General features: G+C 41.4%; 27 protein-coding genes. 15 read left to right on the top strand and 12 right to left on the bottom strand.

Annotated features, from left to right (window positions below):
• Positions 1-80: 80 nt before the first annotated feature.
• From ND6B_RS07955 to ND6B_RS07940, 4 genes are all read left to right on the top strand, one after another.
• Positions 81-2369, top strand: coding sequence for a penicillin acylase family protein (locus ND6B_RS07955; RefSeq protein WP_033103661.1), 2289 nt, complete (start codon positions 81-83; stop codon positions 2367-2369).
• Positions 2370-2445: 76 nt separating this feature from the next.
• Positions 2446-3294 carry an MBL fold metallo-hydrolase gene (locus tag ND6B_RS07950; RefSeq protein ID WP_033103662.1) on the top strand — a complete coding sequence of 283 codons (849 nt, stop codon included), beginning with the start codon at positions 2446-2448 and terminating at the stop codon, positions 3292-3294.
• A gap of 88 nt (positions 3295-3382) precedes the next feature.
• Positions 3383-4915, top strand: coding sequence for a carbon-nitrogen hydrolase family protein (locus ND6B_RS07945; protein WP_028834873.1), 1533 nt, complete (start codon positions 3383-3385; stop codon positions 4913-4915).
• On the top strand, positions 4915-5232 hold the full coding sequence (locus tag ND6B_RS07940) for a DMT family transporter (RefSeq protein WP_016900225.1): 318 nt from the start codon (positions 4915-4917) through the stop codon (positions 5230-5232). The genes ND6B_RS07945 and ND6B_RS07940 overlap by 1 nt, the downstream gene beginning before the upstream one ends.
• Positions 5233-5273: 41 nt before the next feature.
• Here the strand turns inward: ND6B_RS07940 and ND6B_RS07935 are convergent, their stop codons facing one another.
• Complete coding sequence (locus tag ND6B_RS07935) at positions 5274-6155, bottom strand: DMT family transporter (RefSeq protein WP_013463714.1); 882 nt, start codon at positions 6153-6155, stop codon at positions 5274-5276.
• A 243-nt stretch (positions 6156-6398) separates the two neighbouring features.
• Here ND6B_RS07935 and ND6B_RS07930 point away from each other — a divergent pair, with 243 nt between their 5' ends.
• The gene (locus ND6B_RS07930) at positions 6399-6782 is read left to right on the top strand and encodes an MAPEG family protein (RefSeq protein WP_033103663.1); all 384 of its coding nucleotides are present in this window, start codon (positions 6399-6401) and stop codon (positions 6780-6782) included.
• 74 nt (positions 6783-6856) lie between these two features.
• Here the strand turns inward: ND6B_RS07930 and ND6B_RS07925 are convergent, their stop codons facing one another.
• The 3 genes from ND6B_RS07925 to ND6B_RS07915 all read right to left on the bottom strand — a co-directional run bounded on the left by ND6B_RS07925 (position 6857) and on the right by ND6B_RS07915 (position 9251).
• Positions 6857-8065 carry a M56 family metallopeptidase gene (locus ND6B_RS07925; protein WP_033103664.1) on the bottom strand — a complete coding sequence of 403 codons (1209 nt, stop codon included), beginning with the start codon at positions 8063-8065 and terminating at the stop codon, positions 6857-6859.
• A gap of 9 nt (positions 8066-8074) precedes the next feature.
• Complete coding sequence (locus ND6B_RS07920; protein ID WP_013463718.1) at positions 8075-8449, bottom strand: BlaI/MecI/CopY family transcriptional regulator; 375 nt, start codon at positions 8447-8449, stop codon at positions 8075-8077.
• Between the two features lie 109 nt (positions 8450-8558).
• Positions 8559-9251, bottom strand: coding sequence for a pseudouridine synthase (locus ND6B_RS07915; protein WP_013463719.1), 693 nt, complete (start codon positions 9249-9251; stop codon positions 8559-8561).
• Between the two features lie 91 nt (positions 9252-9342).
• On the opposite strand from ND6B_RS07915, the gene ND6B_RS07910 reads away from it, so the two are divergent.
• Positions 9343-9648 carry a DUF6482 family protein gene (locus tag ND6B_RS07910; RefSeq protein ID WP_013463720.1) on the top strand — a complete coding sequence of 102 codons (306 nt, stop codon included), beginning with the start codon at positions 9343-9345 and terminating at the stop codon, positions 9646-9648.
• Positions 9649-9689: 41 nt separating this feature from the next.
• The gene (locus tag ND6B_RS07905) at positions 9690-10109 is read left to right on the top strand and encodes a GNAT family N-acetyltransferase (RefSeq protein WP_033103665.1); all 420 of its coding nucleotides are present in this window, start codon (positions 9690-9692) and stop codon (positions 10107-10109) included.
• Positions 10110-10123: 14 nt separating this feature from the next.
• Here the strand turns inward: ND6B_RS07905 and ND6B_RS07900 are convergent, their stop codons facing one another.
• The 7 genes from ND6B_RS07900 to lptM form a co-directional block, all read right to left on the bottom strand.
• The gene (locus ND6B_RS07900; protein WP_033103666.1) at positions 10124-10483 is read right to left on the bottom strand and encodes a HopJ type III effector protein; all 360 of its coding nucleotides are present in this window, start codon (positions 10481-10483) and stop codon (positions 10124-10126) included.
• 97 nt (positions 10484-10580) lie between these two features.
• Positions 10581-11291 carry an HAD-IA family hydrolase gene (locus ND6B_RS07895; protein WP_013463723.1) on the bottom strand — a complete coding sequence of 237 codons (711 nt, stop codon included), beginning with the start codon at positions 11289-11291 and terminating at the stop codon, positions 10581-10583.
• A gap of 10 nt (positions 11292-11301) precedes the next feature.
• Positions 11302-12246: a tyrosine recombinase XerC gene (locus ND6B_RS07890; RefSeq protein WP_013463724.1), complete on the bottom strand. Its 945-nt coding sequence runs from the start codon at positions 12244-12246 to the stop codon at positions 11302-11304.
• Positions 12243-12854, bottom strand: a complete 612-nt coding sequence (locus ND6B_RS07885) for a DUF484 family protein (RefSeq protein WP_033103667.1) — start codon at positions 12852-12854, stop codon at positions 12243-12245. Before ND6B_RS07885 ends, ND6B_RS07890 begins: the two co-directional genes overlap by 4 nt.
• Entirely contained in the window at positions 12851-13681 is an 831-nt protein-coding gene (dapF, locus tag ND6B_RS07880) for a diaminopimelate epimerase (RefSeq protein ID WP_013463726.1), read from the bottom strand. The genes ND6B_RS07885 and dapF overlap by 4 nt, the downstream gene beginning before the upstream one ends.
• 64 nt (positions 13682-13745) lie before the next feature.
• Positions 13746-14999: a diaminopimelate decarboxylase gene (lysA, locus tag ND6B_RS07875; RefSeq protein WP_024601982.1), complete on the bottom strand. Its 1254-nt coding sequence runs from the start codon at positions 14997-14999 to the stop codon at positions 13746-13748.
• A complete protein-coding gene (lptM, locus tag ND6B_RS07870; RefSeq protein WP_013463728.1) occupies positions 15000-15179 on the bottom strand; it encodes an LPS translocon maturation chaperone LptM in 180 nt (59 codons plus the stop codon).
• A gap of 148 nt (positions 15180-15327) precedes the next feature.
• Between lptM and cyaY the strand changes: the two genes are divergently transcribed.
• The 8 genes from cyaY (at position 15328) to add (ending at position 25053) form a co-directional block, all read left to right on the top strand.
• Positions 15328-15651, top strand: coding sequence for an iron donor protein CyaY (gene cyaY, locus ND6B_RS07865; RefSeq protein WP_013463729.1), 324 nt, complete (start codon positions 15328-15330; stop codon positions 15649-15651).
• Complete coding sequence (locus tag ND6B_RS07860; protein ID WP_024601983.1) at positions 15648-16304, top strand: alpha/beta hydrolase; 657 nt, start codon at positions 15648-15650, stop codon at positions 16302-16304. Before cyaY ends, ND6B_RS07860 begins: the two co-directional genes overlap by 4 nt.
• 23 nt (positions 16305-16327) lie before the next feature.
• Positions 16328-17233 (top strand): DUF2914 domain-containing protein, encoded by a 906-nt coding sequence (locus ND6B_RS07855; RefSeq protein WP_033103668.1) that lies wholly within the window; start codon positions 16328-16330, stop codon positions 17231-17233.
• A 71-nt stretch (positions 17234-17304) separates the two neighbouring features.
• Positions 17305-18243 (top strand): hydroxymethylbilane synthase, encoded by a 939-nt coding sequence (gene hemC / locus ND6B_RS07850; protein ID WP_033103669.1) that lies wholly within the window; start codon positions 17305-17307, stop codon positions 18241-18243.
• The gene (locus ND6B_RS07845) at positions 18243-20084 is read left to right on the top strand and encodes a uroporphyrinogen-III synthase (protein WP_033103670.1); all 1842 of its coding nucleotides are present in this window, start codon (positions 18243-18245) and stop codon (positions 20082-20084) included. The genes hemC and ND6B_RS07845 overlap by 1 nt, the downstream gene beginning before the upstream one ends.
• Positions 20081-21190 (top strand): heme biosynthesis HemY N-terminal domain-containing protein, encoded by a 1110-nt coding sequence (locus ND6B_RS07840; protein WP_028834861.1) that lies wholly within the window; start codon positions 20081-20083, stop codon positions 21188-21190. Before ND6B_RS07845 ends, ND6B_RS07840 begins: the two co-directional genes overlap by 4 nt.
• A 48-nt stretch (positions 21191-21238) precedes the next feature.
• Positions 21239-23929, top strand: a complete 2691-nt coding sequence (locus ND6B_RS07835; protein ID WP_033103671.1) for an ATP-binding protein — start codon at positions 21239-21241, stop codon at positions 23927-23929.
• 122 nt (positions 23930-24051) lie between these two features.
• Positions 24052-25053, top strand: coding sequence for an adenosine deaminase (gene add, locus ND6B_RS07830; protein WP_033103672.1), 1002 nt, complete (start codon positions 24052-24054; stop codon positions 25051-25053).
• A 47-nt stretch (positions 25054-25100) separates the two neighbouring features.
• Here add and ND6B_RS07825 read toward each other — a convergent pair whose 3' ends face one another.
• The gene (locus ND6B_RS07825; RefSeq protein ID WP_013463737.1) at positions 25101-25514 is read right to left on the bottom strand and encodes a CBS domain-containing protein; all 414 of its coding nucleotides are present in this window, start codon (positions 25512-25514) and stop codon (positions 25101-25103) included.
• Positions 25515-25524 lie beyond the last annotated feature (10 nt).

Genomic DNA, 25524 nt, shown 5'->3' on the forward strand with positions numbered 1-25524 from the left:
CGCTTTTCGTAGCGTTTTTAATAGAACGATTATGAATATATGCTAATAATAGTTTATTGAAATAGTTAAAGGGTATGTTTATGTTTAAAGTAATCAAACGGTTGCTATTGGTTGTTGTGGTTTTAGCACTCGCCAGTACTGCAATTGTTTACGGCGTTTTGACCTTAAGTTTGCCAGCCCTTGATGGTAAAGGCCGAAGCGATGCGGTAACACAGCCCGTTAAAGTCGCTCGTGATACGCTTGGCCAAGCCGTTATTACTGCAACTACTCGTCATGACGCTGCCTATGGCTTAGGGTATGCGCATGGGCAAGACCGCTTTTTTCAAATGGATTTATTACGTCGTAATGCGGCCGGTGAGCTAAGCGAACTATTTGGTGAAGCCGCGCTTGGGCTTGATAAAAAAATGCGTTTTCACCAATTACGTAAACGCAGCCAAGCTATTTTAAAAACCCTCCCGAAGGCCGACAAACAGCTGCTACGCAGTTATGCCCAAGGTGTAAATGAAGGCCTTGCACAAGTAGGGTACCCAAGTTTTGAATATTTAATCACAGGGGCTGAGCAAAAGCCTTGGCAAAGTGAAGACAGTTTATTAGTTATTTTTAGCATGTACCTTGATTTACAGTCATCTACATTTGAGCGCGACCAAGCTTTAATTCAAATAGAGCAGCAGTACGGGGCTGAAATGGTAAGTTTTTTAACTCAGCCTAGCCAATATCAAGCCGCATTGGATGGCAGTCAGCTCGCTCTTTTGAATAACCCAATCCCCGAGCTTTTATCGCAACCAATCACCGCGATTAAACCCATTACCGCTAACTTAGAAGTGGGCAGTAATAATTGGGCGGTCACCTCAAATTTAACCAACACTCAGGCTGCGATGCTCTCTGATGATATGCATTTATCAATGGCTGTGCCGGTTATTTGGTATCGAGCCCAATTAAACTATTCATTAAATAATAAACCCATGCAGGTAACGGGTGTCTCGCTTCCGGGAGCGCCGGCGATTGTAGTAGGCACAAATAACAACGTTGCATGGGGGTTTACCAACGGGTATTTAGATACCGCCGATTGGATTGCGCTTAATAGCGATAGCAAAATGTGGCAAGTAGATGAGCCTATTGCATTACCCAGTGGCAAAGTAGAAAGTTACTCTCTTACGCTCAGTGAATACGGTCCGGTAAAATACATTAATGAAAAGCCTTATGCACTGAGCTGGGCTGCACATCAACCATACGCCGTTAATATGCAGCTATTACAGCTTGAGCAAGCACAGAGTGTTGATGATGCGCTTGATATTGCAAGTGACGTAGGCATTCCTGTGCAAAACCTGCTGGTGGTCGATGACCAAGGAAATGCAGCATGGAAAAATATGGGCGGCATACCTGCGCGAACAACACCTAGTGAATTAGCCGTAAAAGAAGAAGATTACTCCGCGCTTTGGCAGCAAAACGAAATCGATCGACCTTTTATTAAAAATCCTGAAAACGGGCGATTGTGGACAGGTAATTCTCGAGTGGTATCTGCTGATGATAACGTCCGTTTTGGTAATGGCGGCTATGCGCTTGGAGCCCGTGCAACGCAAATTCGCGATAGGTTATTTGAAAAACAACGCTTTAATGAAAGTGATTTTTATCAGTTGCAGTTAGATAACCAAGCACGATTTTTAATGCCTTGGCATGCCTTATTGCTTGAGCAGTTAAAAAAGCAGCCCACGCGCTATAAAGATCATATAAATGCCCTCGAAAACTGGCAGCAATGCGCTTGCCCGCAATCAATAGGGTATACCTTAGTAAAGACGTATCGTGATGAACTGATTAATATTTTATTTAGCAGTATTGAGACAACACTTAACCAGCAGGATGGCACATTAAAATATGTGAAACGTGATTTAGAGCCTGCTGTTTGGCAGTTAATAAAGGCTCAGCCAACAAGTTGGGTTAATCCGCAGTTTACTAATTGGGAGCAGCAATTACAGGGCGCATTTGAGCAAACACTCACGCAGTTAACATCAAGGTTTGGTAGTAACATACAAAACTGGCAGTGGGGAAAAGTAAACGAATTAGCGATTGAGCACCCGTTTGCTAAACAAATGCCCATACTAAGTAAGTTACTTAACATGCCAACAGCGCCCGGGTTTGGTGACAGTTATATGCCAGCGGTGCAAAAACGTAGTTTTGGCGCATCACAGCGTTTTATTGTTCAGCCTGGGCACTTAAAGAATGCTATTTTAACGATTCCGGGTGGGCAATCAGGCCACCCACTTTCTGAGTTTTATCGAGCTGGCTTTGATGAATATGTAAAAGGTAAGCACACGCCATTATTACCGCAAGCATTAATGCATCAAATTGAAATTGCACCAATGAACGACTAGCCTTGGATGCAAAGTGAGCTAAATAAGTAGTAATAACGTTTTATAACCCAGATAAAGCAATTATAGGAAAACAAAAATGAAAAAATTACTACCGGCATTAATCACCAGTTTACTGTTAAGCAATCATGCATTTGCGGATGAAAACCCTGTTACGGCTACACAATTAAGTGAACATGTTTACGTGTTATTTGGTCAAGGCGGTAACATTGCCGCAAGCGTGGGGGATGATGGCATTTATATTATTGACGATCAGTTTGCCAAGCTTTCCGACGATATAAAAAAAACCATTAGCGACTTAAAGCCAGGCAGTGCCGAGTTTGTAATTAATACCCATCATCATGGCGACCATACTGGGGGTAACGAGAACTTTGCCAAAGCGGGCGCACATGTGATTGCTCACGACAATGTACACAAACGCTTAAAAGAAAAACATGGTGAGGGTTCTGATTACTTACCGCGTATTAGTTTTGGCCATGATTTAAAACTGCACTTTAACAATGAGCATGCGCATGTTGTGCACTACTCAAATGCACACACAGATGGCGACTCGGTTATCTTTTTTAGTAACGACAACATAGTGCACATGGGCGATATATATTTTAACTTTGGAAGCTTACCTTTTGTTGATGTAGATAGTGGCGGTAGTGTTGATGGTGTTTTAGCAGCGGTTGATGATGTGATCAAACAAATTGATGAAAAAACAACCGTTATTCCAGGGCATGGCCCGATAAGCGACCGTTCAGGGCTAATGACGTATCGTAAGCTGGTACAAAAAGCGAAAGATGTTATGCTTAATGCTATGCAAAACGATGCCAGTTTAGAGCAAGTCCTCAAAGCCGATCCATTATCAGAACTTGGCCTTGAATATGCAAACTGGTTACCAAAAGAGCGTGTAACCACCCTTTTTTATCGCAGTTTAAAGTAGCGCCTAGCGCGAACCATAACGCATAAACCTAATTAAGCTGAGCATTTGTTCAGCTTTTTTGATTTTTACGTGCCTAAAGGAGTTGTATATGTCGGCAGAAAAAACTCATCTTGAAATTTGTAATTTAAGCAGAGAACAATACCCACAAATTAAAATCTTGATGGACGAAGCGTACCCTGATTTAGGCGGCGCATGGCCAAGCCATACAATTTTTAGACTTATAGATCAGTTCCCTGAAGGGCAAATTGGTATTGTTGATGATGGCGTGCTGGTGGGTTTAGCGCTGAGTGTACAAGTGGATTATGCACGTTTTTCAAACCCGCACACCTATGAAGATATTGCTGATGGCCATGACCGTGTATTTAGTGATACCACAGGTGACGCGCTATATGGTTTAGATGTTGCTATTAGTGAGCAGTACCGAGGCATGCGTTTAGGGCGTCGTCTTTATGATGCCCGTAAAGAATTATGTCGCCAATATAACTTACGCGCTATTTTAGCGGGTGGCCGCATTCCGCGTTATTACAATCACAGCGACGATATGACGCCAATGGAATACATTGCCAAGGTGGATCAAAAAGAGATATACGATCCTATATTGAGCTTTCAATTAGCTAACGATTTTCAGGTAAAGCGTTTACTTAAAAAGTACCTTCCAGAGGATCAAGAATCAGTAGGTTATGCCACGTTACTTGAGTGGAATAACATTATGTTTGAGCCAACCGATACCGTTATTGAGTCGACTAAATCAATCGTACGTGTTGGGGCTGTGCAGTGGCAAATGCGCTGTGTTGAGTCGGTTGAAGAAATGCTTAAGCAAGTTGAATACTTTGTTGATACGGTGTCTGATTATAAAAGCGACTTTATTTTATTTCCGGAGTTCTTTAACGCGCCATTGATGGGGTTAACTGAGCAAAGTAATCAAACCGAAGCCATTCGTTATTTAGCTGAATACACTGAGACTTTTAAAAACGCGATGTCGCGGATGGCAATTGAGTACAACGCGAATATTATCACCGGCTCTATGCCGCTTGCCGAGGGGGATAAAATCTATAACGTGAGTTACCTGTGCCACCGCAGTGGCAAAATAGATGAGCAACGTAAAATTCATATCACCCCGCATGAGCATAATGATTGGGTGATTCAAGGCGGTGATAAAATAGCGGTATTTGAAACCGATGCCGGTCGCGTAGGGATTCAAATTTGTTACGATGTAGAGTTTCCAGAGTTGTCGCGTATTTTAGCAACCCAAGGGCTTGATATTTTATTTGTGCCATTTTGGACCGACACCAAAAATAGTTATTTACGTGTTCGCCACTGTGCACAAGCGCGCGCTATTGAAAACGAATGTTATGTGGTTATCGCAGGTTCGGTGGGTAATTTACCCGAAGTAGAAAGTTTAGATGTGCAGTATTCGCAATCTGCTGTTCTTACACCGTCTGACTTTTCATTTCCACACGATGCCACACTAAATGAGGCCACCACCAATACCGAAATGCTATTATTTAGCGACTTAGATATGGACAAGTTAAAAATACTTCACAGTGAAGGTACCGTGCGTAACTTAAAAGACCGCCGCAGTGATTTATATGAAGTGATATTGAAAAAGAGAGATGTTTAATGGCGTGGATGTACTTAATAATTGCAGGGTTACTTGAAATTGGTTGGCCAATAGGCCTAAAAATTTCACAAAACCCAGATACCCGTTGGCAAGGCATTGCAATTGCAATCGCGTTTATGGTCGCAAGTGGCTTTATGCTTTGGTTAGCGCAAAAGCAAATCTCTATGGGGACTTCTTATGCGGTATGGACGGGGATTGGCGCAGCAGGTACGTTTTTAGTTGGCATATTATTTTATGGTGATGCAGCCACTTTTGGCCGTATTGCTGGTGTATTAATGATTATTTGTGGTGTCATCACCTTAAAAATTAGTCATTAATTGTTAGATTAAACAAGCGCAGGTTTATACCTGCGCTTGTTTTAACTACTTGGCAGCATAACCAATATGGCAGCCACTGCAATCAGCACTAGCCCCGCACTGTCTTGGCGCTTTAGCGGCTGCTTTAGCCATAAAATAGAGATTAACATGGTAAAAAATACTTCTATTTGACCGAGCGTTTTTACATAGGCGACATGCTGTAAGCTCATGGCACTAAACCAGCCTACGGAACCTAAGCAGCTAAATACACTCACTGCACTTGTCATTTTCTTATATTGATACATCATTTTAAAGGTATGGCGCTCTTTTAAAGCAATGTATATACATAACATCAGTGTTTGCAAGCTAATAATCAGTAACAAAACCCACGCTGGTGCATAAGGAAAAGCTATACCCGAGCTTAAACTCGCTTCGCGGATCCATGACGATGACAACGCAAACGAAGTACCGCAAGCAAGCCCTGTTAAGGCGGTTTTTAAGCTAAAATGTTTCACATTCGCAATGCCGCTTAATAGCAATACAGCGAGTGCGCCAATAAATACACCAATCCAACCTAAAAATGAAAGCGCCGAACCAAAAAATAGTAACCCTAATATCGCCGCCATTAGCGCTTCGCTTTTAGCAAGGCCGGCGCCTACTGCAAAATTGTTCATTTTAAACAACTTCACCATGAGCCCTGTGGCAATAATTTGCACTATGCTGGCTCCAATAATATAGCTAATAAATAAAGGATTAAATGAAGGGAGAGGCGCATCTTGGTAATAATAAAGCGCATATAAATACAGCCCTGCAATAGGGCTTGCGACAATAAAGCGGGCTAGAGTAACGCCAGCAACGCTGACATGAGCGCTTAATTTGCTTTGCAGCGCATTACGCCATGACTGCATAAATGCGGCAAAAATAGTGAGTAAAATCCAAATCATCTTAAATAACATACAAAAAAGTGGAGAGCTAATTTAGCAGTACTCTGGCATTAAAGCGACCATCAAAAAGGCATAATGAATATTCATCACCTGCGACAATTTGCCACAGTGACGCACTGCTTAAATCGGCTATAGTGTGAGGGATGTTACTGCTAGCCGCCAGAGCTCAGGTTATTTATATTTGGCGGCTTTTTTCTATTTGCTGTGTTATTTTGGGTCATAAATAATAACTCGAGAATTATAATGACGATTTTATTGGTTTGCGCCTTAATTGCAGTGATCATGCCTTATGTTGCGAGAATCCCAGCTATTATAGAAATGAATAAGCTCGGTGGTTACGATAATAAACATCCGCGGCAACAACAAACACAACTTACAGGACTCGGAGCACGGGCGCTGGCTGCTCATCAAAACTGTTTTGAATCGTTAGCGGTTTTTGCCGTTGCTTTGGCTGCTGTATTAGGCACAAACAATGTTAATGCCGTAACCGAAACTTTAGCGATGACGCATATTGTAGCGCGTATTTTATTTTGTACTTTTTATTATTTAAACCTCGATATTATTCGCTCGATCACTTGGCTGGTAGGCATGGGAGCCGCTATTGGCATGATCGCCGTCAGTTTATAACGAGAATAAGCAAAAACCACAAAGCAAGCAGCCTAAAAGGGTGCTTGCTTTATAGTCTTAAACACCTATTCCCATTAATGCGATATGTTAACTCGCTCTATTAAATCACTTTTTGTAACTGTACTGTTGAGTGCAAAATCAAGTTGTATTAGTACGTTTTGTTGTCCCATTGATGAAGGTGTATATTGCCATTGCATCAGTGCTCTTTTTGCTTCTTTGTTAAAGACTGCTTCTGGTTCAGCTTTTACAACAGTAATGTTAGCTGTTTTACCTGCTGGAGTTATGTCGTATCTCAAAACCACTGAACCGCTGATGCCTTGCTCCGCCGCTTGTTTTGGGTAAAGCGGTTCGATTCGCATTACGGGAGCGATAGATGTTTCTTTTTTAGCTGATGCTTCAGGTTGCTTTGCTACTGCTAAGCCACTGAGCAAGCTCGCAGCGATAAGTAACGCGCTTCCTTTTGCTAGGCGCGAATGTGTGCCGTTATGTTTGATATTAGTAAGTCGTTGTAACATGGTTTTTTTATCTCCGTAGTGTGAATAAGCCATCAGACCCGCTGGCGCATTGGCAGCGCAGTTTATTAAGGCTTTGCTGTATAAAATTTGTTGCTGTGTGGTTTTATTGCTTAGTACCCGTTCATCACAAGTCAGCTCCTGCAAACGTCTACAGCTTGCGTAAGCCATCCAAGCCAGAGGGTTAAACCACAATAAAATTGTAGCCAGTAATAGCACCGCATTTATAAGGTTGTCTTTGCGCTTTATATGCACGTTTTCGTGCTCTAGAATAAGCGCCAGAGTAGTATTATCAAACTGAGTATTATAATTGTGCGGCAATACCAGTTTGCTATTAAAAACACCAATGACCATGGGCGTAGCCACCTGAGCGCTGGTATAAGTTTGTACTCCTATTGTTAATTGCTTAAAATGCGCTAACTCAGTGAGCTGTAGGCCTTTAACAAATCGGGTATGGGTAACAACAGCGGCAATTAATAGGACCGTGGTAATAATGACATACAGTAGCGCCCAACTAACACTTAAACCGTTTGTAAGTGATTGATTAGGCGTAATTAAATGGTAACTAATGCCGCTATTTTGCAGTGGCTTAATTGCACTAGGTAAATTAGCCAACAGAACTGATACAGGTATTAACCAAGCTAATTTATACACAAAGCGTGAACCAAGGGTTTTTAAGCCAAAGCGCTCCAGTAAAACAAACCCTGCAAACAACAGACTTAATAATAGCTGCTGCTCAATGAGCCAATTAAATCCTATTTGAATCGCCATGCTAACTCCTTACTTTTGATTCTTTTCCCAGTCATCAATGACTTTTTTAAGCTCGTTTATATCTTGCTGAGAGAGTTGCTCCGATTTAGCGAAGCCACTTACCAAAGGGGCAATACGACCACTAAAAAAGCGCTCTATGAAGTTCTTACTCTCTTTTAAAGTATAATCAGCACGCTTTATACAGGGGGTGTAAATATATTGGCGGCCGTCTTTTTCAAAGCTAAGCGCGCCTTTTTTTACTAAACGACCCAATAAGGTTTTAATGGTTTTTTCGTGCCATTGTTTATCGTCACTTAAACGCTCAATAATTTGGCTGGCTGTGGCGGGGTAGTTAATCCAGAGTGCATCCAGCACTTCAAATTCTGCTTTTGATAATTCGATCATTTTATTGCCTACAAGTGTAATCTTTTATTTAAGACTACACCTGTAATCTATTTTTGCAAGTTTATTTTTTGTTTTTTAATCACGCTAAAGGGAGGGGATTAGTGTGAGCTTATTGGCTTAAAATATCGTTTTTGTTAATTTTTATAAAGTGGTTTTCTGGGAGGTTTAAATTATCTAATAGTAATTCACTGATCTGTACGCGGTATAAATCAATGACTGTGTAGCCACAGTAATGCGCCATTTTACGTATTTGCCTGTTGAGCCCTTGTTTTAAAACAATACTAAATTGATTACTCGCTATTTTAACTACTTCACAAGGTCGTGTTATTTGCTTATCAACGGGGACGCCTGCCGCCATTTTTTCACAAAAATGCGCGTCTAATGGTTTATTCACAGTGACTAAATAGCGTTTAGGTTGATGAAAGTCTGGATGAATCAGTTGATTACAAAAGTCTCCGTCGTTGGTCAAGATAATTAAACCACGAGAATCTTTATCAAGGCGGCCAATAGGGTAAACACGGGTAAGTTGAGGCAGGTGATGGATAAGGCTGCTGGGGTCGTGATGATTGAGTTTACAGTCAATCCCTACCGGTTTGTGATAGGCAAAGTACACTAAATCGGCTGGGCCTTTAATGGCGTGACCATTAACGATAACACGGTCGTTTTCGTCCACATGATCAATATGATTAGCGGGGCGATTATTAACGATGACAACGCCTTCATCAATCAAGCGCGACGCTTGTTTTCGTGAGCAAATACCGGCATGAGCAATGTATTTAGCGAGTCGAATTTTTGTATCCATAATGCCGTGTAATTAAAAAATATTGATCGCGATTATAGCAAAGCTGCGTATTGATTACTTGGACAGTTAATTTAACAGTAGGTAGGTTACTATGGGTATTCAATTTTCAGAACTAAAAAAGCATCAGCCATTACAAAAAGTGGTTGTTCATTCACTGGAAATGGCCTTGTACCAAGTGTCTGTTGTCATTAATAATGTTGAATACTATGTACAAGAAAGTAATGGTGAATTTGTGAAGGCACTAAGCCCATTACATATTCAAAAACGCTTTGAAGATATCGCCTATGCACAAATGATGCTAAGGCACACCAGTGCTTATGATGAAATGTGTGGTCAACCAGAAAAAATTTCCAGTAATATGCTCGAAGTGCCCTTTGGGCAAAACAACCTGTTTTAATATCAGGTATTTGCTAATATAGGTCTATTTGGAATCATCCAATGTACCTATTACATCCCGATAATTCTGAGCAATTAAATCAAGCACTGCGCGCGCACATGCTTGAGTTTAATGCTCAGCACTTCGACGCACAGCGTCAACCTCTTGGCTTTAAATATCTCGATAAACAAGGTGAGTTAGTTGCAGGCATAAGCGGTCATGTGTTTGGTAACTGGTTGCTAATAAGCTGGTTATGGTGCGATGAATCTGCACGAGGCAATGGCTTGGCTGATTCGTTATTAACATCACTTGAAAATGCAGCAATTGAAATGGGTGCCGTTCAGGCTCAGCTTGACACCTTAGACTTTCAAGCCAAGCCTTTTTATGAAAAACGGGGTTACCAAGTTAAATATCAACTTGATAATTACCCACTTAATGGCACTCGTTACTTTATGGAAAAACCGCTAATAGTGGCTAAATAACGCTGATTGGAGCGTTATTTTTTTGCTGTTAATGGCGTACCATCAAAGGTAATACCTAAAAATGGGGTGGCTTCAGGCGCTAACATAAAGGTGCGAATATTCATGTGATCGTCTGCATCTGGGTTGTTTAGTACGTCTTCGCGATAAAATGCCCCAAAACAATCTAATGTATTTTGCTTACTAAGACCATTGAGCTTAGCAAACGCAAAAATTTTGCATGAACCGTTATTTTCACTCGCAGAGCTCAATAACCCATGGTTACTAAAACTGCACGCTGTAAAAGTATAATGCTCATCAATAACGGCCATAGTATCAGCAAAACCAATGCTTTTAGGCTCATTCGCGAGCGTTGTTAAGTAGTTTGTGAGCGTCATACGCTGTCCTTGTTATTATAAGATATTGTTAAGTAATTACCCCTAACCTATCTTATGATTGATTTATATTCAATTGAGCCAATAAAACAAGCATAGTTTATTTACCAATTAAATGGGTTAACGCATGAATGTTGGTTATTTCAATATCAGCAAGTCCTTTGTAGGCATAGGCTTGTGCTTGATTATTTAACCACACAGACTGGCAGCCAGCGTTATTAGCACCTTGCACATCGCTATCAAGGCTGTCACCTATGTGTAAAATTTCACTGTTGTTAATACGCAAATGTGTTGCAGCTTGATCAAATAAGGTCGTATGTGGTTTAGCTTTACCGTGCAGGCCAGCTTGCAGCACCAGTTCAAACTTATCTTTTAAATTAAAACGCTCAACCTCTACATTACCGTTAGTAATGGCAATTAATTTGTAGTGCTGGCTTAGTTTATCGAGCAATGTTAGTACGTCTTCGCTCACTTCAATATTACTGCGCGCATCAGCAAATGCTTGATAAGCACTGTGTGCATGATGCTCTACTTCATCGTCTTTAAAACCAAGCTCAGACAAAACTAAGCGTAGGGTATGTTTACGCCACTGAGTGACGTTATCAATGAGTTCAGGTTGGTGTTGAACAACTCGCTCACGGCATTGTTGCCAAAACTGTGGCCCCTGTTTTTTATAGCCTGGCAGCGCATTTAAATAATCAATTTGCGCCTGAACGGCTGCGGTTATGATTGGGCGGTTGTCGTATAAGGTGTCGTCTAAGTCAAAGCTTAGTACAGAAAAAGGAGAAATTGCGCGATTAAATCGGATCATGGTTATTACCCTAATCGGTTCGTTTTTTAGCTCGTGGATGGGTGTTGTCGTACACCTTAGCCAAGTGCTGAAAATCTAAATGAGTATAAACTTGGGTTGCAGATAAACTACTGTGGCCTAATAGCTCCTGTACTGCTCGTAAATCGCCAGACGATTCTAAAATATGCGACGCAAATGAGTGGCGTAATTTATGCGGATGCACTTGTGAGCTTATACCTTGTTTAATGCCCCATTCTTGCATTCGCAAACGGACTTGGCGCACAGAGATACGGTTTTTTTTACTACTTAAAAATACCGCGTGTTCGTCTGCGCCCATAAATAGCGGCCGAACCGCGAGCCATTTCTTTAATGCCTCAAGGGCCTTAGAGCCAACCGGTATTAGCCGTTCTTTTGCACCTTTACCACGTACCAGTATTTCACCATTACGGGCGTTTATATCCTGCATGTTAGCACCAACTAACTCGCTAATGCGCAGACCTGATGAATACATGAGTTCCATCATGGCTTTATCTCGAATGGCAAGTGGATCGTCATCGGGGATTTCGAGTAAACGTGCCATTTGGTCAACATCAAGATTTTTAGGTAAAGGCTTGGCAAATTTAGGGCCTTTTATCCCTTGCGCGGGGTTATGGTAATGCGGTTGCTCAGTAATATTTTTTGCTTTTAAAAACTTATATAAACTTCGAATGCAGCTTAACTTTAAGCTGATTGTTCTGCCGCTCAGTTGCTTAGCGCGCAGCGCCATGCTGTAACGGCGAATGTGCTCACTTTGTACGGCAAACCAATTGTCGCATAGCTTATTAAAATACAAGGCGGCAAAACCTAATTGGCTAACATATTGATTGACGGTGTGCGCTGAATACTGGCGTTCAAATTTTAAGTAATCACTAAATAATGTAATGGGTGTACGCCAGCTATCGCTTAAGTCGCTAATATTTGGCGTGTCGTCGCTCATGCCAGTTCCAGTAACCGTATTTGTAATGAGCGTACAAAATCTAACACAAATAAGTTATCTTGTGAGGGCTCAAAGTGGTTCTCATCGTGGCTGCCAAAAGCCAAAATAGCATAAGGGTTAGTGGGTTCACCAATTAAATACAGGGCAGTCGATTGGGTATCATCATTAAAGAGTAAGTCGCGCTCTTGCTGATTTACCCGCCCTAAATAATGATTACTATCTGACAATCTATGCTTTACTAAGCCCTCAAACGTGCTGTCGTATCTTACGAGTTTGCACTCATTAATAGTCGGGCTCATGCAAATAATGTTGCGTAAGTTACTTGCCAAAGTATTAAAGTCATAATTGCTCCAAAGCTGACGATGGCATTGACTGAACAAGCGGTACACGAGTTCATTTTGCGTGGCATACTTGGTCATCGTCTCGATTTGATGTTTTAACTGAGTATTATGTTCACGTAGTTGACGTTGCTGAATATGTACTAACGAAGTCGCCCCCTGAACTTGCTGTTGTAACTCAAGTTGCGCTAATAGCGCAGGTTGATTTATTAAAAAATCAGGGTGCTGTTGTAAGTAATCTATTACTTGCTGTTTAGTTAATTCACTCATAGTGCAACTTGCCCATCAAATACATGTTCAGCGGGGCCTGTCATACGCACTGGGTGGCCTTCGCCACTCCAGCGAACTTGTAAGCTACCGCCTGGTAAATCAACTTGCACTGTGCTGGTGAGCTTGTTTTGAATAAAGCCAATCACCATAGCGGCACACGCACCGGTACCACAAGCAAGTGTTTCGCTTACACCACGTTCCCACACTCTGAGTTTAATGTGTTCTTGAGAAATAACCTGCATAAAGCCAATATTTGCGCGCTGTGGAAAACGTTCATGATTTTCAAGCAACGGGCCAAGGGTACTCACTTGTGCCGTTTCAATGTCGTCTACTTCCATGACGCAATGCGGGTTACCCATAGAAACAGCACCACTAAAAACGGTATGTTCTTCTGCACGAATAATATAAGTCAGCTCACGTTTGGTTGCTTTAAGCGGGATTTTACTTGGCTCAAAATTAGGGTGTCCCATGTTAACCGTTACTTGGCCGTCTTTTTCAATATACAGGGTGAGGTTACCAGATTTAGTTGAAACGCTAATTTTATGTTTATTGGTTAAGCCTTTCATGCGCACAAAGCGGGCAAAGCAACGGGCGCCGTTACCACATTGTTCTACTTCGTGGCCGTCGGCATTAAAAATCCGATAGTGAAAATCGAGATCGGGTGAGTAAGGGGCTTCAACCATCAGTAATTGGTCAAACCCAATGCCGAAATGGCGATCGGCCAGCTTTTTGATTTGATCACGGGATAAAAAAACGTTTTGTGTAATATTATCAATCACAACAAAGTCGTTACCTAAGCCGTGCATTTTGGAAAAATTAACTAACATAGCGCTCTAATTCGGTTTTGCTCTGCGCTAATCATGCCACAGAGCAGCTAGGTAACAAAAACGTTTATGGTAAAATTTTCTCACCTTGGTACAGGCTCTCGATGGTTTCGCGTTCGCGAATAAGATGATGTTGCTCACCATCTACCATTATTTCGGCAACCCGTGGGCGTGAGTTATAATTTGAACTCATTGTAAAGCCGTATGCTCCAGCGCTTCGCTGCACTAATAAGTCACCTTGTTTGAGTGCTAGAGGGCGGTCTTTACCTAAAAAGTCACCGGTTTCACACACCGGCCCAACCACATCATAGTTGTGGGTAGGTGTTTCGTCATCACGCACCGAGACAGGAATAATTTTTTGCCACGCTTGATAAAGTGATGGGCGCAACATGTCATTCATACCCGCATCAACAATCGCAAAGTACTTGTCTTGATTTTGCTTAATAAACTCAACCTGAGTCACTAAAATCCCAGCGTTGGCGGCAATAGCTCGCCCTGGTTCAAAAATCAGTTCAAGGTGGCGATAATTAGTAAGGCGCTGTGTTACTTGTGCTGCATACTCACTCGGGTGGGGAGGCTGTTCGTCGTCGTAGGTTACTCCAAGGCCTCCACCAATATCTAAATGGCTTAACTCAATACCTGCATTTTTTAACTCATCAATTAATGCCAGTAGTTTATCAAGCGCCTCTAAAAACGGTTTGGTTTGTGTCAGCTGTGAGCCAATGTGACAATCAACCCCAACAATATTTAAGCCAGGTAACGACGCTGCATGTTGATACACACTTAACGCGGTTTCGATACCAATACCAAATTTGTTTTCTTTTAGGCCAGTAGAAATATACGGGTGTGTTTTAGCATCAATATCAGGATTAACACGAATAGAAATTGGCGCGTCTAGATTAAGCTCACAGGCCACTTCTGAAATGCGCTCAAGCTCTGAGATTGATTCAACATTAAAGCATTTAATACCTAACTCTAACGCATAAGCAATTTCGTCAGCGGTTTTAGCAACCCCAGAAAACACCACTTTATTAGCAGCGCCTCCCGCTTTAATGACCCGCGCGAGCTCGCCTTTTGAAACAATGTCAAAACCCGCACCAAGTCGCGCCAGTATATTTAATACTGCAATATTTGAATTTGCTTTAACGGCGTAGCACACTAGGCTTTTATGATCTTGAGCTGCATTGGCAAACGCTAAATAATGGCGTTCAAACGTCGCTCTTGAATACACATAACACGGTGTACCATAGTGCTGTGCAATCGTTGCTACGCTGACATCTTCAGCAAATAGTTGGTTGTTTTTATAATTAAAAAAATCCATTTACTGCTCCTGTTTTTGCTCAATAGGTGTTTGCTTGTTGGGGGTGTCTGTTGGCTGATTTTGTTCAGTAGGCTGCTCTGGTAAGTACAGCGGGCCGCTTTGACCACAGCCAGCTAACGCACACAACAAAACGGTGCTGATTAATAGTTGTTTTAATTGTAAGGTATATGTCGCTTTCATTAGATTAATACGGTTGCTGGCTTTATAATCGCAGAGTAACAGAATATCTAAAAAATGCAGCTATTCGCGGATGATTTTATTCCTGTTACACTAGCTGTACAAACATGCACCCATTATTTAGGCGTCTTGCCTGCAAAGGAAATTAACGATGACTGATCACGAATATCACCAGTTAGCAGAAGCTCTTATGTTCACAATTGAAGAACAAGTTGATGATTGTGAAGCAGATTTAGATTATGAATCGGCTCAAGGTATTTTAGAAATTATTTTTCCAGATCGCAGTAAAATTGTGATTAATAAGCAAGCACCTTTGCATCAAGTGTGGGTGGCAACAAAATTTAACGGTCACCATTTTGAAATGCGTGATGGTCAATGGATTGATAACCGCTCAGGCGCAGAGTTTTGGAGTTTCATCAATGAAGCGTCAACACGTCAAGCGGGTCAAGAAATTAAGTGGCAATCATCGCTATGAGTTTAGAGTTTGTTCAATACCCAGCTCAGGGAACGCATAAAGCCACGGTTATTTGGCTACATGGTTTGGGTGATTCTGGTGACGGTTTTGCCCCAGTAGCGCCACAGCTCGATTTACCCAGTGAACTAGGTGTGCGTTTTGTATTTCCGCATGCGCCTATGCAGGCCGTTACTATTAACGGCGGTATGCAGATGCGCTCATGGTATGACATTAAATCGATGGATTTAGACAAACGTGCAGATGAACAAGGGGTTAGGGAGTCTGCAGCAAAAGTTGAGCAATTAATAACGCAAGAAATGGCTAACGGCATACCGGCGAACAAAATTATTTTAGCGGGATTTTCACAAGGTGGCGTCATATCGCTACATTTAGCCCCGCGTTTAGAGCAAAAGCTTGCTGGCGTTATGGCACTATCAACCTATATGTGTGTGCCACATAAATTGGCTGATGAAGCAAAGCAAACACAGCTAAATATATTTATGGCTCATGGGAGCCAAGATGACGTTGTACCGCATAGCGCGGGTAGAAGTGCGTTTGAAGTATTATCAACGCATAACATGGATGTGAGTTGGCAAGAATACCCTATGGGGCATCAGGTTTGTACACAAGAGTTACAAGCTGTGCGCCAATGGTTAATTTCTCGCTTAAGTTAGTTTAGGAGCCGCTGAGGGTCAAAATGAGTCAAAAAATAGTAATAACAGCAAATGTAAAACGTGAACCACAGGTTAGCGAACCCAGCGTGAGCTATGAGTGGCATTGGCGTCGGATTGTGAGTATTTCTATGTTGGTGATTATGACCTCTGCAGCGGTTATTTACGGCCTGTCTAGCGCTGTGAATGCTGATCAAGGGGCGCAGCATCCTAATGAGCAGTTCGATTCTACTGAGCAACAAACAGCAATTGTGTCGTTAAGCGATGATACTGCAGCATCAGCAGAGAGTGAAAACGCAACAGATGCTGATGAGGAGCTGCTGAGCAGTGTCGCAATTGCAGCACCTAAAATCCTTTCCCCAGATGAGCAAAAACCAGCTCCTATTACCGAACAAGTAACATCAGAGCCTGAAGTTCAACAAAGTATTATTGAGCAAGAAGTAGAGCCAACGATCACTGCTGAGCCTGAAGAAGCAGCCATGGCTGCAACAGATAACCAAACGCCTGAAACCGAAACGGCCAGTGAAAAACAGGCTGAGCAAAAAGTATTTGCTGAATCAGCACAAGTTGCGAGTGTGGCCATTGGTGCCAAAATAGATACAGCTACTATTAGCCGAGCCGTATTGACGCGCAGTGTGAGTAATCGTGAACCAACCAATGTATTTGCCGCCGATGTGCGTTTAAGCCAATTTGAAGAATCATTGTCATTTTTTAGTGAGCTTAAAAACTTACAAGGTCAGCAGGTAAAGCATATTTGGTTATTTGAAGGCGAAGTGATGGCGGAAGTGTCGCTCAAAGTTACTTCTCCGCGCTACCGAACTTACTCAACTAAAAATATTATGGATTCCCAGTTAGGGAATTGGCGCGTTGATGTGGTTGATGAGCGAGGTTTACTCATTGCGCAAAAAGAATTTAGAATTTTAGCTGATTAAATCGCCCTCAGATAGAACAGGTTTTAATCCTGGAAGGTCAACAGACCCCAGTAATTATTAATGGATATTTTATGACTGAAAAAACAAAGTTAGTTCGCATTGCTACTCGTAAAAGTGCATTGGCACTGTGGCAGGCTGAATTTGTAAAAGCGCAGCTAGAGCATTTTCACGATGACGTGCGTGTAGAGCTGGTGCCTATGTCGACTCAAGGTGACATTATTTTAGATACACCACTGGCTAAAATTGGTGGTAAAGGCTTATTTGTAAAAGAACTAGAACAAGCCATGCTTGATGGGCGAGCAGACATTGCAGTGCATTCAATGAAAGACGTGCCAGTCGAATTTCCAGATGATTTAGAGTTACACGTTATTTGTGAGCGTGAAGACCCGCGTGACGCGTTTGTCTCAAATAATTTTGCCAATATTAATGCGTTACCGCAAGGCGCCATTGTTGGCACCTCAAGTTTACGTCGCCAATGCCAAATTAGAGCGTTGCGTCCAGATTTAGAAATTCGTGACTTACGTGGCAATGTAAATACACGTTTAGCAAAGCTTGATAGTGGTCAATACGATGCGATTATACTCGCAGCGGCTGGGCTAATTCGTTTAGAAATGGGTGAACGTATTCGTGACTTTATTGAGCCAGAAGTGTCGTTACCTGCTAATGGTCAAGGTGCTGTCGGTATTGAATGCCGTATAAATGATGAAGTTACTAAAGCCTTATTAGCTCCGCTGGAGCACAGTGAAACTCGTATTCGTGTTAATGCCGAGCGCGCAATGAACCGCCACTTAGAAGGGGGCTGCCAAGTTCCGATTGGTGCTTATGCATTGGTTGATGGTGAGCAAGTACATTTACGTGGTTTAGTTGGGGCGATTGATGGCAGCGAAATTTTACGCGATGAAATTAGTGGGCATGTTGATGATGCGGAAAAATTAGGGATTGAGCTGGCTAAAAAACTCTTAGCACAAGGCGCAGATAAAATCCTTGCTGACGTATATCGAGACGCATAATGAAACACATCTTGATAACTCGGCCCGAAGGAAAAGGCGCAGCCCTTGCACAGCAACTTGAGCAAGCGGGTTATCAAGCGTCTTTATGTCCTGTTCTAAAAATAACGTATTTAACCCCAACAAGCGTTGAGCTAAGCCCGTTGGTTAATGCCGACAAAATTATTTTTGTTTCGCAAGATGCAGTACATGCACTGAGTGCGCTTAAGCCTGCAATTAACACCAAAGCGCAGTTTTATGGTGTTGGCCAACAAACAGCCGACACCATTTATGAAGTATTTGGTGTACGTGCTGCTTTGCCAAAACAACATGATTCTGAGGGGTTGCTGGCGCTTAAGTCATTGGCTGAGGTTGATGGCAGTAATATCGTGTTGGTTAAAGGTATTGGTGGGCGGCCTGAGATAGCAAAAACCTTAAAACAACGCGGTGCTTTTTTAAATAATTGTGTGGTGTATCAGCGTGAGCCGGTAGCGCAACAACCCGCTGACTGGATAGACCACTGGCAAAGCCAGAATGTACACGGTATAGTCATTACTAGTAATGCCGCCGTTGATGCCATTTTTAATACCCTTACCGCGGCGCAACTAACATGGTTACAACAGTGCGAATTTTATGTTGCCAGTGAGCGTATTGGCGATTATTTACAACAGCAAAAAATAAATTCGACACATATACATACTGCGGCAGGGGCTAGCGACCACGCTATGTTTGCCTGCATTAATCAGCAAGGTAGCAAAATGAGTGAACAGTCAGCGACGTCAAAAGTAGAAAAAGCAGCAGCGCAGCCAATAGCCAATAACACGTCTAACACCGCTAAAAACGACACTGCAAAAGCCAATAATCAAACGCAAAATAATACCCATAAAGTGAGTAAGGTGGGGAGTTTAGCGTTGGTGATTTCGTTACTTGTTGCCAGTGGCGTGGGTTATGAGTTTTATCAAAAGCTCAATGCCGGTAAAGTGCAAAATTTAGCGGTTAATGCATTAACAGAGCAAAATAAGATATTGCAGCAAGAGCTGCAAGCGCTTAAGTCTGAGCAACTCAGTCTACAGCAAGCGTTACAAAAGAGCGAAGAGCAAACTGCTATGGCGCTTAATGAAAACTCTGTAAAAAATCAGCAAGCATTAAAAGCAGCACTGCAAAAAGTGCAGCAAAGTGGTAATACATTAAACCCACAAGAAGTGACCAGCTTACAACGCATGGCCGAATTTAAATTGTGGGCTGAACAAGATTACCAAGGCACAAGTGCAGTGCTTAAACGTTTAGATTCACTTTTAAGCGACCACCCAGGCACGCTTGAGTTACGCCAAGCAATTATACAAGACATACAAACGCTCGATAGCATTAAACCCGTTGCAACAGAGGCGATTTACTTACAGTTAAATAGTGTAAGAGATCGTATCGATAACTTGGTATTTAATGCGGTTAATTTACCAGAAGAAGCGTCAGTAACTGACGAAAACGCGCTCTCTGAAAATATGAGTGATTGGCAACAAAACATCCGAAATAGCTGGAATAAAATAGTTGATAGCTTTATTACAATTCGCCATCACGAAGGGGTATTAATAGAGCCGCTATTAACTGATAGAGAGCGCCACCTGATTAATCAGCGCATAAAGCTCAATATTACTCAGGCGCAAGATGCACTAATTAGCAAGCAAGCCAGCATCTATTTTAACGCCTTAAACGACACAAAACGTTTAGTTACTGAATACTTTAAGCAAGATGATAATGCCACAAAAGTGGTACTACAAACTTTAGTAAACCTTGAAAAAGAGCCGCTTAACTTTAACCCTGAGGTGACATTGCAAAGTACTCAGCAAGTTAAGGAGTGGGCACAATGATAGGGTTGATCATTTTTATTGTCGCTATTGTATTGGTATTAGCGATCACTCCTTTCGTGTTAGATGAAAAAGGCTATGTACTGATTTCATTTAATAACACCACCATAGAAGGTACGATTGTTTCGTTTTGTATTATGGCGGCACTGAGCGCAGCAGCTTTGTATTTAACTTACAAACTCGTACGCTACTGTTTATCTATTTACAGAAATACCAAACATGGATTTTTTGCTCGCAGCCAAGAGCGCAAGCATGCAGCTATAGAGCAAGCACTGTGGAGCTTGATTAATGACGATTACGCGCAAGTGGAAAGCGCGTTATCAAGTAACAGTGTGCCAGCTAAATTTTTAGACATACGTTTGGCGTTACTAGCAAAAGCTGCACTGGCAAATAATCAACCCGATAAAGCGCTGGAATACTTGTTTGAAATAAGCCCTGAGCAGCAACTAAAAGTGGCTAAACTATGGTTAGCCAGTGGCGACAGCAGTGTTATTGAACCGCAAATACGGATGGCGGCTGAATCTAAAAAAGCCACGGTACTTGAGCTTAAACTGTACACTGAAGTGTTGGTGCAACAGCAACACTTTAAAATATTAGAAGACTTTTTACCGCGCTTATTACGTAAAGATGCATTGAGCGATAAGCAGTGGCAGCAGGTGTTTTTAGCTTATTTTGCTGCTCAAGCGAGTGATGAGCTAACCAGTAAGTACCAGCAATTAGGTAAGAAATTGCAAGCACATGCGCACACTGCGTACTTAACTCAAATGGCAAAAACAGGGCAGTTGGCGAGTATTGAAAACGAGTTAATTAAAATGCTCAAACACGCTAAGCACCACACTGAACTTGCCGACATTTTACGTGAAGCTGCGCCAAGTAATGCTTACAAGCTGCAATCAAGCATTCAAGAACGGTTGAAAAAAGACGAGCACAATAACGCGTTATTATTAGCGCTGGCGTGTTTAGCGAATGCCCAAGGTGATTATGACTTAGCTGCACGAGTATTCGACAAAGCGCTTAATAGTGATAACAAATCACAGTATCGACAACAAGCTATACTAAGCTATAAACACAGCGCACAATTAGATAAGGCGCTTGTGCTCTATCAATAATGGATTATATTTTATAAATCAATAATTAAAAGCGCAGGAGCGAAGGCTATGAAAAATGTGTTTACACTCTCTTTTAGTCTTGCATGCGCTTATTTTTTTACTGGTTATCTTAGTAATTTATTACTCGCAGTTGACGGTTATGCCGTGGCTTCTTGGCCACCTGCAGGCATTGCACTAGCCAGTTTTTTATTATGGCGCCATCGCGCTTACTTAGGCATTATTGCTGGTTCTTTACTGATTAATTTAATTCATTTAGACCATGTTACTGATATTTTAAACTGGCAAATTTTGTTACATGCAGTTGGCCTCAGCTTCGCTGCTTTTTTGCAAGCATGGCTTGGCGCGCAAATAATTACAAAAGTAATAAAAGCCCCTCTAGACCTTTCATCGTTAAAATTAAGTATTCAAAGCTTAGTAATCGCAGGTCCTGTCTGCTGTGTTATAGGCGCTATTGCTGGCACGAGTTTATTAGTATTTAACCAGATCATCCCTGCTGCGAATGCGCTGGATAATTTTATTACTTGGTGGATAGGTGACAGCATTGGCGTATTAATTTTTACCCCATTACTATTAGCTGTATTTCACTATTCTGAGATGCGCCATCGGCTACAAGTTATTGTTCCTGCATTACTTATTTATGCGATTATTAGTATTAGTTTTTATGGTGCAGCGAGTGTAAAAAAACAAAAAGACACTCAAAAGCAAGAAACGAAAGTGCTTGCGACTCAAAGCGCTATAAATCAAAAGTTAGATGAGATCATTGCGCATCTATCTTTATTAAGTGGTTTTTTAGCAAATAGTGAAGACGTTAGTTTTAGTGAGTTTACGCAGTTTACAGCTAAACAATTAAGCTACAGTGAAGAAATACTCGCTTTTAAATGGGTTCCTGCGATTACTGATGATTCTCGTGCCGAGTATCAATCATGGATTGAGCAAGTTGATAGCGAAAACCCGTTTATCAAACAAAAATCAGCGAATGGGCAATGGCAAAAAGCCCCCTATCGAGAGCTCTATTACCCCGTAAAATATATAAACCCACTTAGGGGAATGAAAGATATTGTTGGGTTTGATTTAGGTTCAAACGAGCAAGTACGCACAGCACTCACTAAATCTAAAGTACTTAATGAATTGGTGATCAGTGAACCGACAGCACTGATACCGAATAACGAAGAATTAAGTGTATTTTTTATGTATCCCGTTTTTGGAAATGCGGTAACAGAAGGCGATTTTAAAGGATTTGTTGTTGCCGTAGTTAGCTTAGCTAAACTTTCTAAGTCGCTGTCGTTTGACTCTAATGAGCGTATTGCGATTAGTTTTTTTGATATTAATAATGCTGAAAAACAGCAGGCACTTTATATTGCAGAGCATCATTCTATGGTGTTACTAAAAAAATATCAGTTGCTAATTGGTCAGCGAATGTGGCGCGTTGAGCTGCATCAACCCGTTTTAAAATCATCGTGGTTCATATACTGGCTAGCGCAAATAGTGGGTATGTTATTTGTGTGGTTGTTGATTATATTTTTGATCTCTGTGACGGCTACCAATATTCGGATTCGCGAACAAGTGGCAAAGCAAACACTCACGCTACGCCAAGAAAAACAAAAGGCCGATGAAGCCAGTGCTATAAAAAGTCAGTTTTTAGCCAACATGAGTCATGAAATACGCACGCCAATAAATGGCATAAAGGGTATGCACTATTTAGCGCTACAACAACAGGATTGGCAGCAAGCAAAAGGCTATATAGAGCAAGCTGATGGTGCTCTAAGTGTATTATTAAGAGTGTTAAACGATGTACTCGATTTTTCTAAAATGGAAGCCGGTAAGCTTGAGTTAATGCAAGAGCCTGTGAACCTCAAGCAATTAGCCGAGGACATCGTTGGTTTAATGCAATTTGAGGTGGAGAGTAAATCGCTTTCTTTAAAATTAGAGTATGACAGCGATGCGCATTTAATTCTCAATACCGATCCTATTCGTTTAAAGCAAATTCTGCTTAATTTATTAAATAATGCAGTAAAATTTACCGCAAAGGGCTGTATTACGTTAAAGATTTGGCAATCATCAAAAATGACATATTTTAGTGTTAACGATACCGGGATTGGCATTAGCTCTGCAGCTCAAAAACAGCTTTTTAAACCCTTTTCTCAAGCAGATAGCTCAACGTCACGTCAGTACGGTGGTACTGGTTTAGGTTTGAGTATTTGTAAAAAATTGGTCGAATTGATGGGAGGGGCTATTGATTTAAAAAGCAGTGAGGGGCATGGATCTACGTTTACTTTTAGCTTACCAGTTCATTCATCGCTGCCAAAAGCCAAATACAGTGCTGATGCTTTATCAAAAATTGATGTGAGTAATATTTCTTTAGAAAAATATCAATTACTTATAGTGGAAGACAACCCATTAAACCAACATGTTGTAAGTGCTATTTTAGAAACTAAACACGGTATTGCTGATATCGCAAATGATGGCTTAGAAGCGATTGCGATGCTTAGCGAAAAAAACTACGACCTAGTATTAATGGATATTCAAATGCCTAATATGGATGGTTTACAAGCAACAAAAGTGATTCGTAATGAGTTAGGTTTTTTTGATTTACCTATTATTGGTTTATCCGCCAACGCTCACGAACAAGACGCTCAAAAAGCGATTGCCTCTGGAATGGATAGCTACATGACCAAGCCTATTGAAGCTGATGAGCTATTTAAAACGCTTTGGTATTATTTATCTCGTTTAGATAAGTAACACGTATTTTTGTACAAAAGGCAGACATAAGACCTCCAAGCGCCATTTTAAATATTCTACACTTGAAATATTACTGTACCTGCGTATCATTCGCGCAATTTTAATTCAACCGAGTAGCTACTATGATTAATAGAAAAATACCTTTGCTAGATATTCACCGTCACTTAGATGGGAATGTACGCGCGCAAACCATACTAGAACTTGGTCGTCAGTTTAATATAGCTTTACCAGCAGATAATGTTGAGGCACTTATTCCTCATGTTCAGGTTATTGATCCTGAGCCAAACCTAATGGCATTTTTACAAAAGCTTGATTGGGGGGTCACGGTACTGGGTGATTACGATGCCTGTAGACGAATTGCAATAGAAAACATTGAAGATGCACAAGCGCAAGGCCTTGATTACGTAGAGCTACGTTTTAGCCCTTACTACATGGCACAAAGCCAAGGTTTACATCCTCAGGGCGTTGTTGAAGCCGTGGTCGATGGTATTAAAAGTGCAACAAAAGATGCTGATATTAAAGCAAACTTAATTGGTATTTTATCTCGTACTTACGGTGTTAAAACCTGTCAACACGAGCTGGATGCTTTACTTGCTTTTAAAAATGATTTGGTCGCGGTTGATTTAGCCGGTGACGAAATTGGTTACCCTGGTGAACTGTTTGTTGATCACTTTAAACAAGTACGCGATGCATATTTAGCGGTTACTGTGCATGCTGGCGAGGCATTGGGTGCTGCCAGTATTTGGCAGGCATTAAACGAGCTTGGCGCAAGCAGAATAGGGCATGGCGTTAAAGCGATTGAAGACTCAACGCTAATGGATTATTTACGTGATAACCATATTGGTATTGAATCGTGCTTAACCAGCAATATTCAAACCAGCACAGTAAATGACTTAACTAAGCATCCGCTTAAACAGTTTTTAGATCATGGCATTTTGGCCAGCATTAATACCGATGATCCGGCTGTTGAAGGGATTGAAATTGAGTACGAATATGCAACTGCAGCGCCACAAGCTGGTTTATCGCAAGCTGATATGGAAAAAGCGCAAGCCAATGCACTTGAGATTGCGTATTTAAGTGATGCAGATAAACAGGCACTCAAAACCAAAGTCGCACAGCGTTAATCACCTGTACTATAAAAAAATGCCACTGTTTACAGTGGCATTTTTGTTTATATGTGAGTTTGACAGCTAACGTAATTATCATAAAGTGCTTTTAAAATATCGGCACGGCTGATCATGCCAACTACAACGTCACCATCAACCACAGGGTAATTCTTTGGCTTACCGGGTTGCATTTGTTCTGCTAATTCCATGATATTGGTATCACCGCTGACCGTCACAACTTCTGTTTGCATCAACTGCGATACTTTTACCATACCGTCACAAAAATAACTGCTTTGCATTAGGGGTTTAAGTAGCTCTTGCTCAGAGATAAAACCTACTAGCAACTTGTTATCGTCAAATACTGGGGCACCAAGCAATTTAAATTTTTGTAGTTCTGCAATGGCGGTCGTCATTTCTGTATTAGGGGTGATATGAGGCAACTTGTGTTGCATAAAATCTTTTACTTTTGTATTTAGCATTTAGGTTTCT

The organism is Pseudoalteromonas sp. ND6B (assembly GCF_000764215.1).
GTDB classification, from domain to species: domain Bacteria; phylum Pseudomonadota; class Gammaproteobacteria; order Enterobacterales; family Alteromonadaceae; genus Pseudoalteromonas; species Pseudoalteromonas tetraodonis.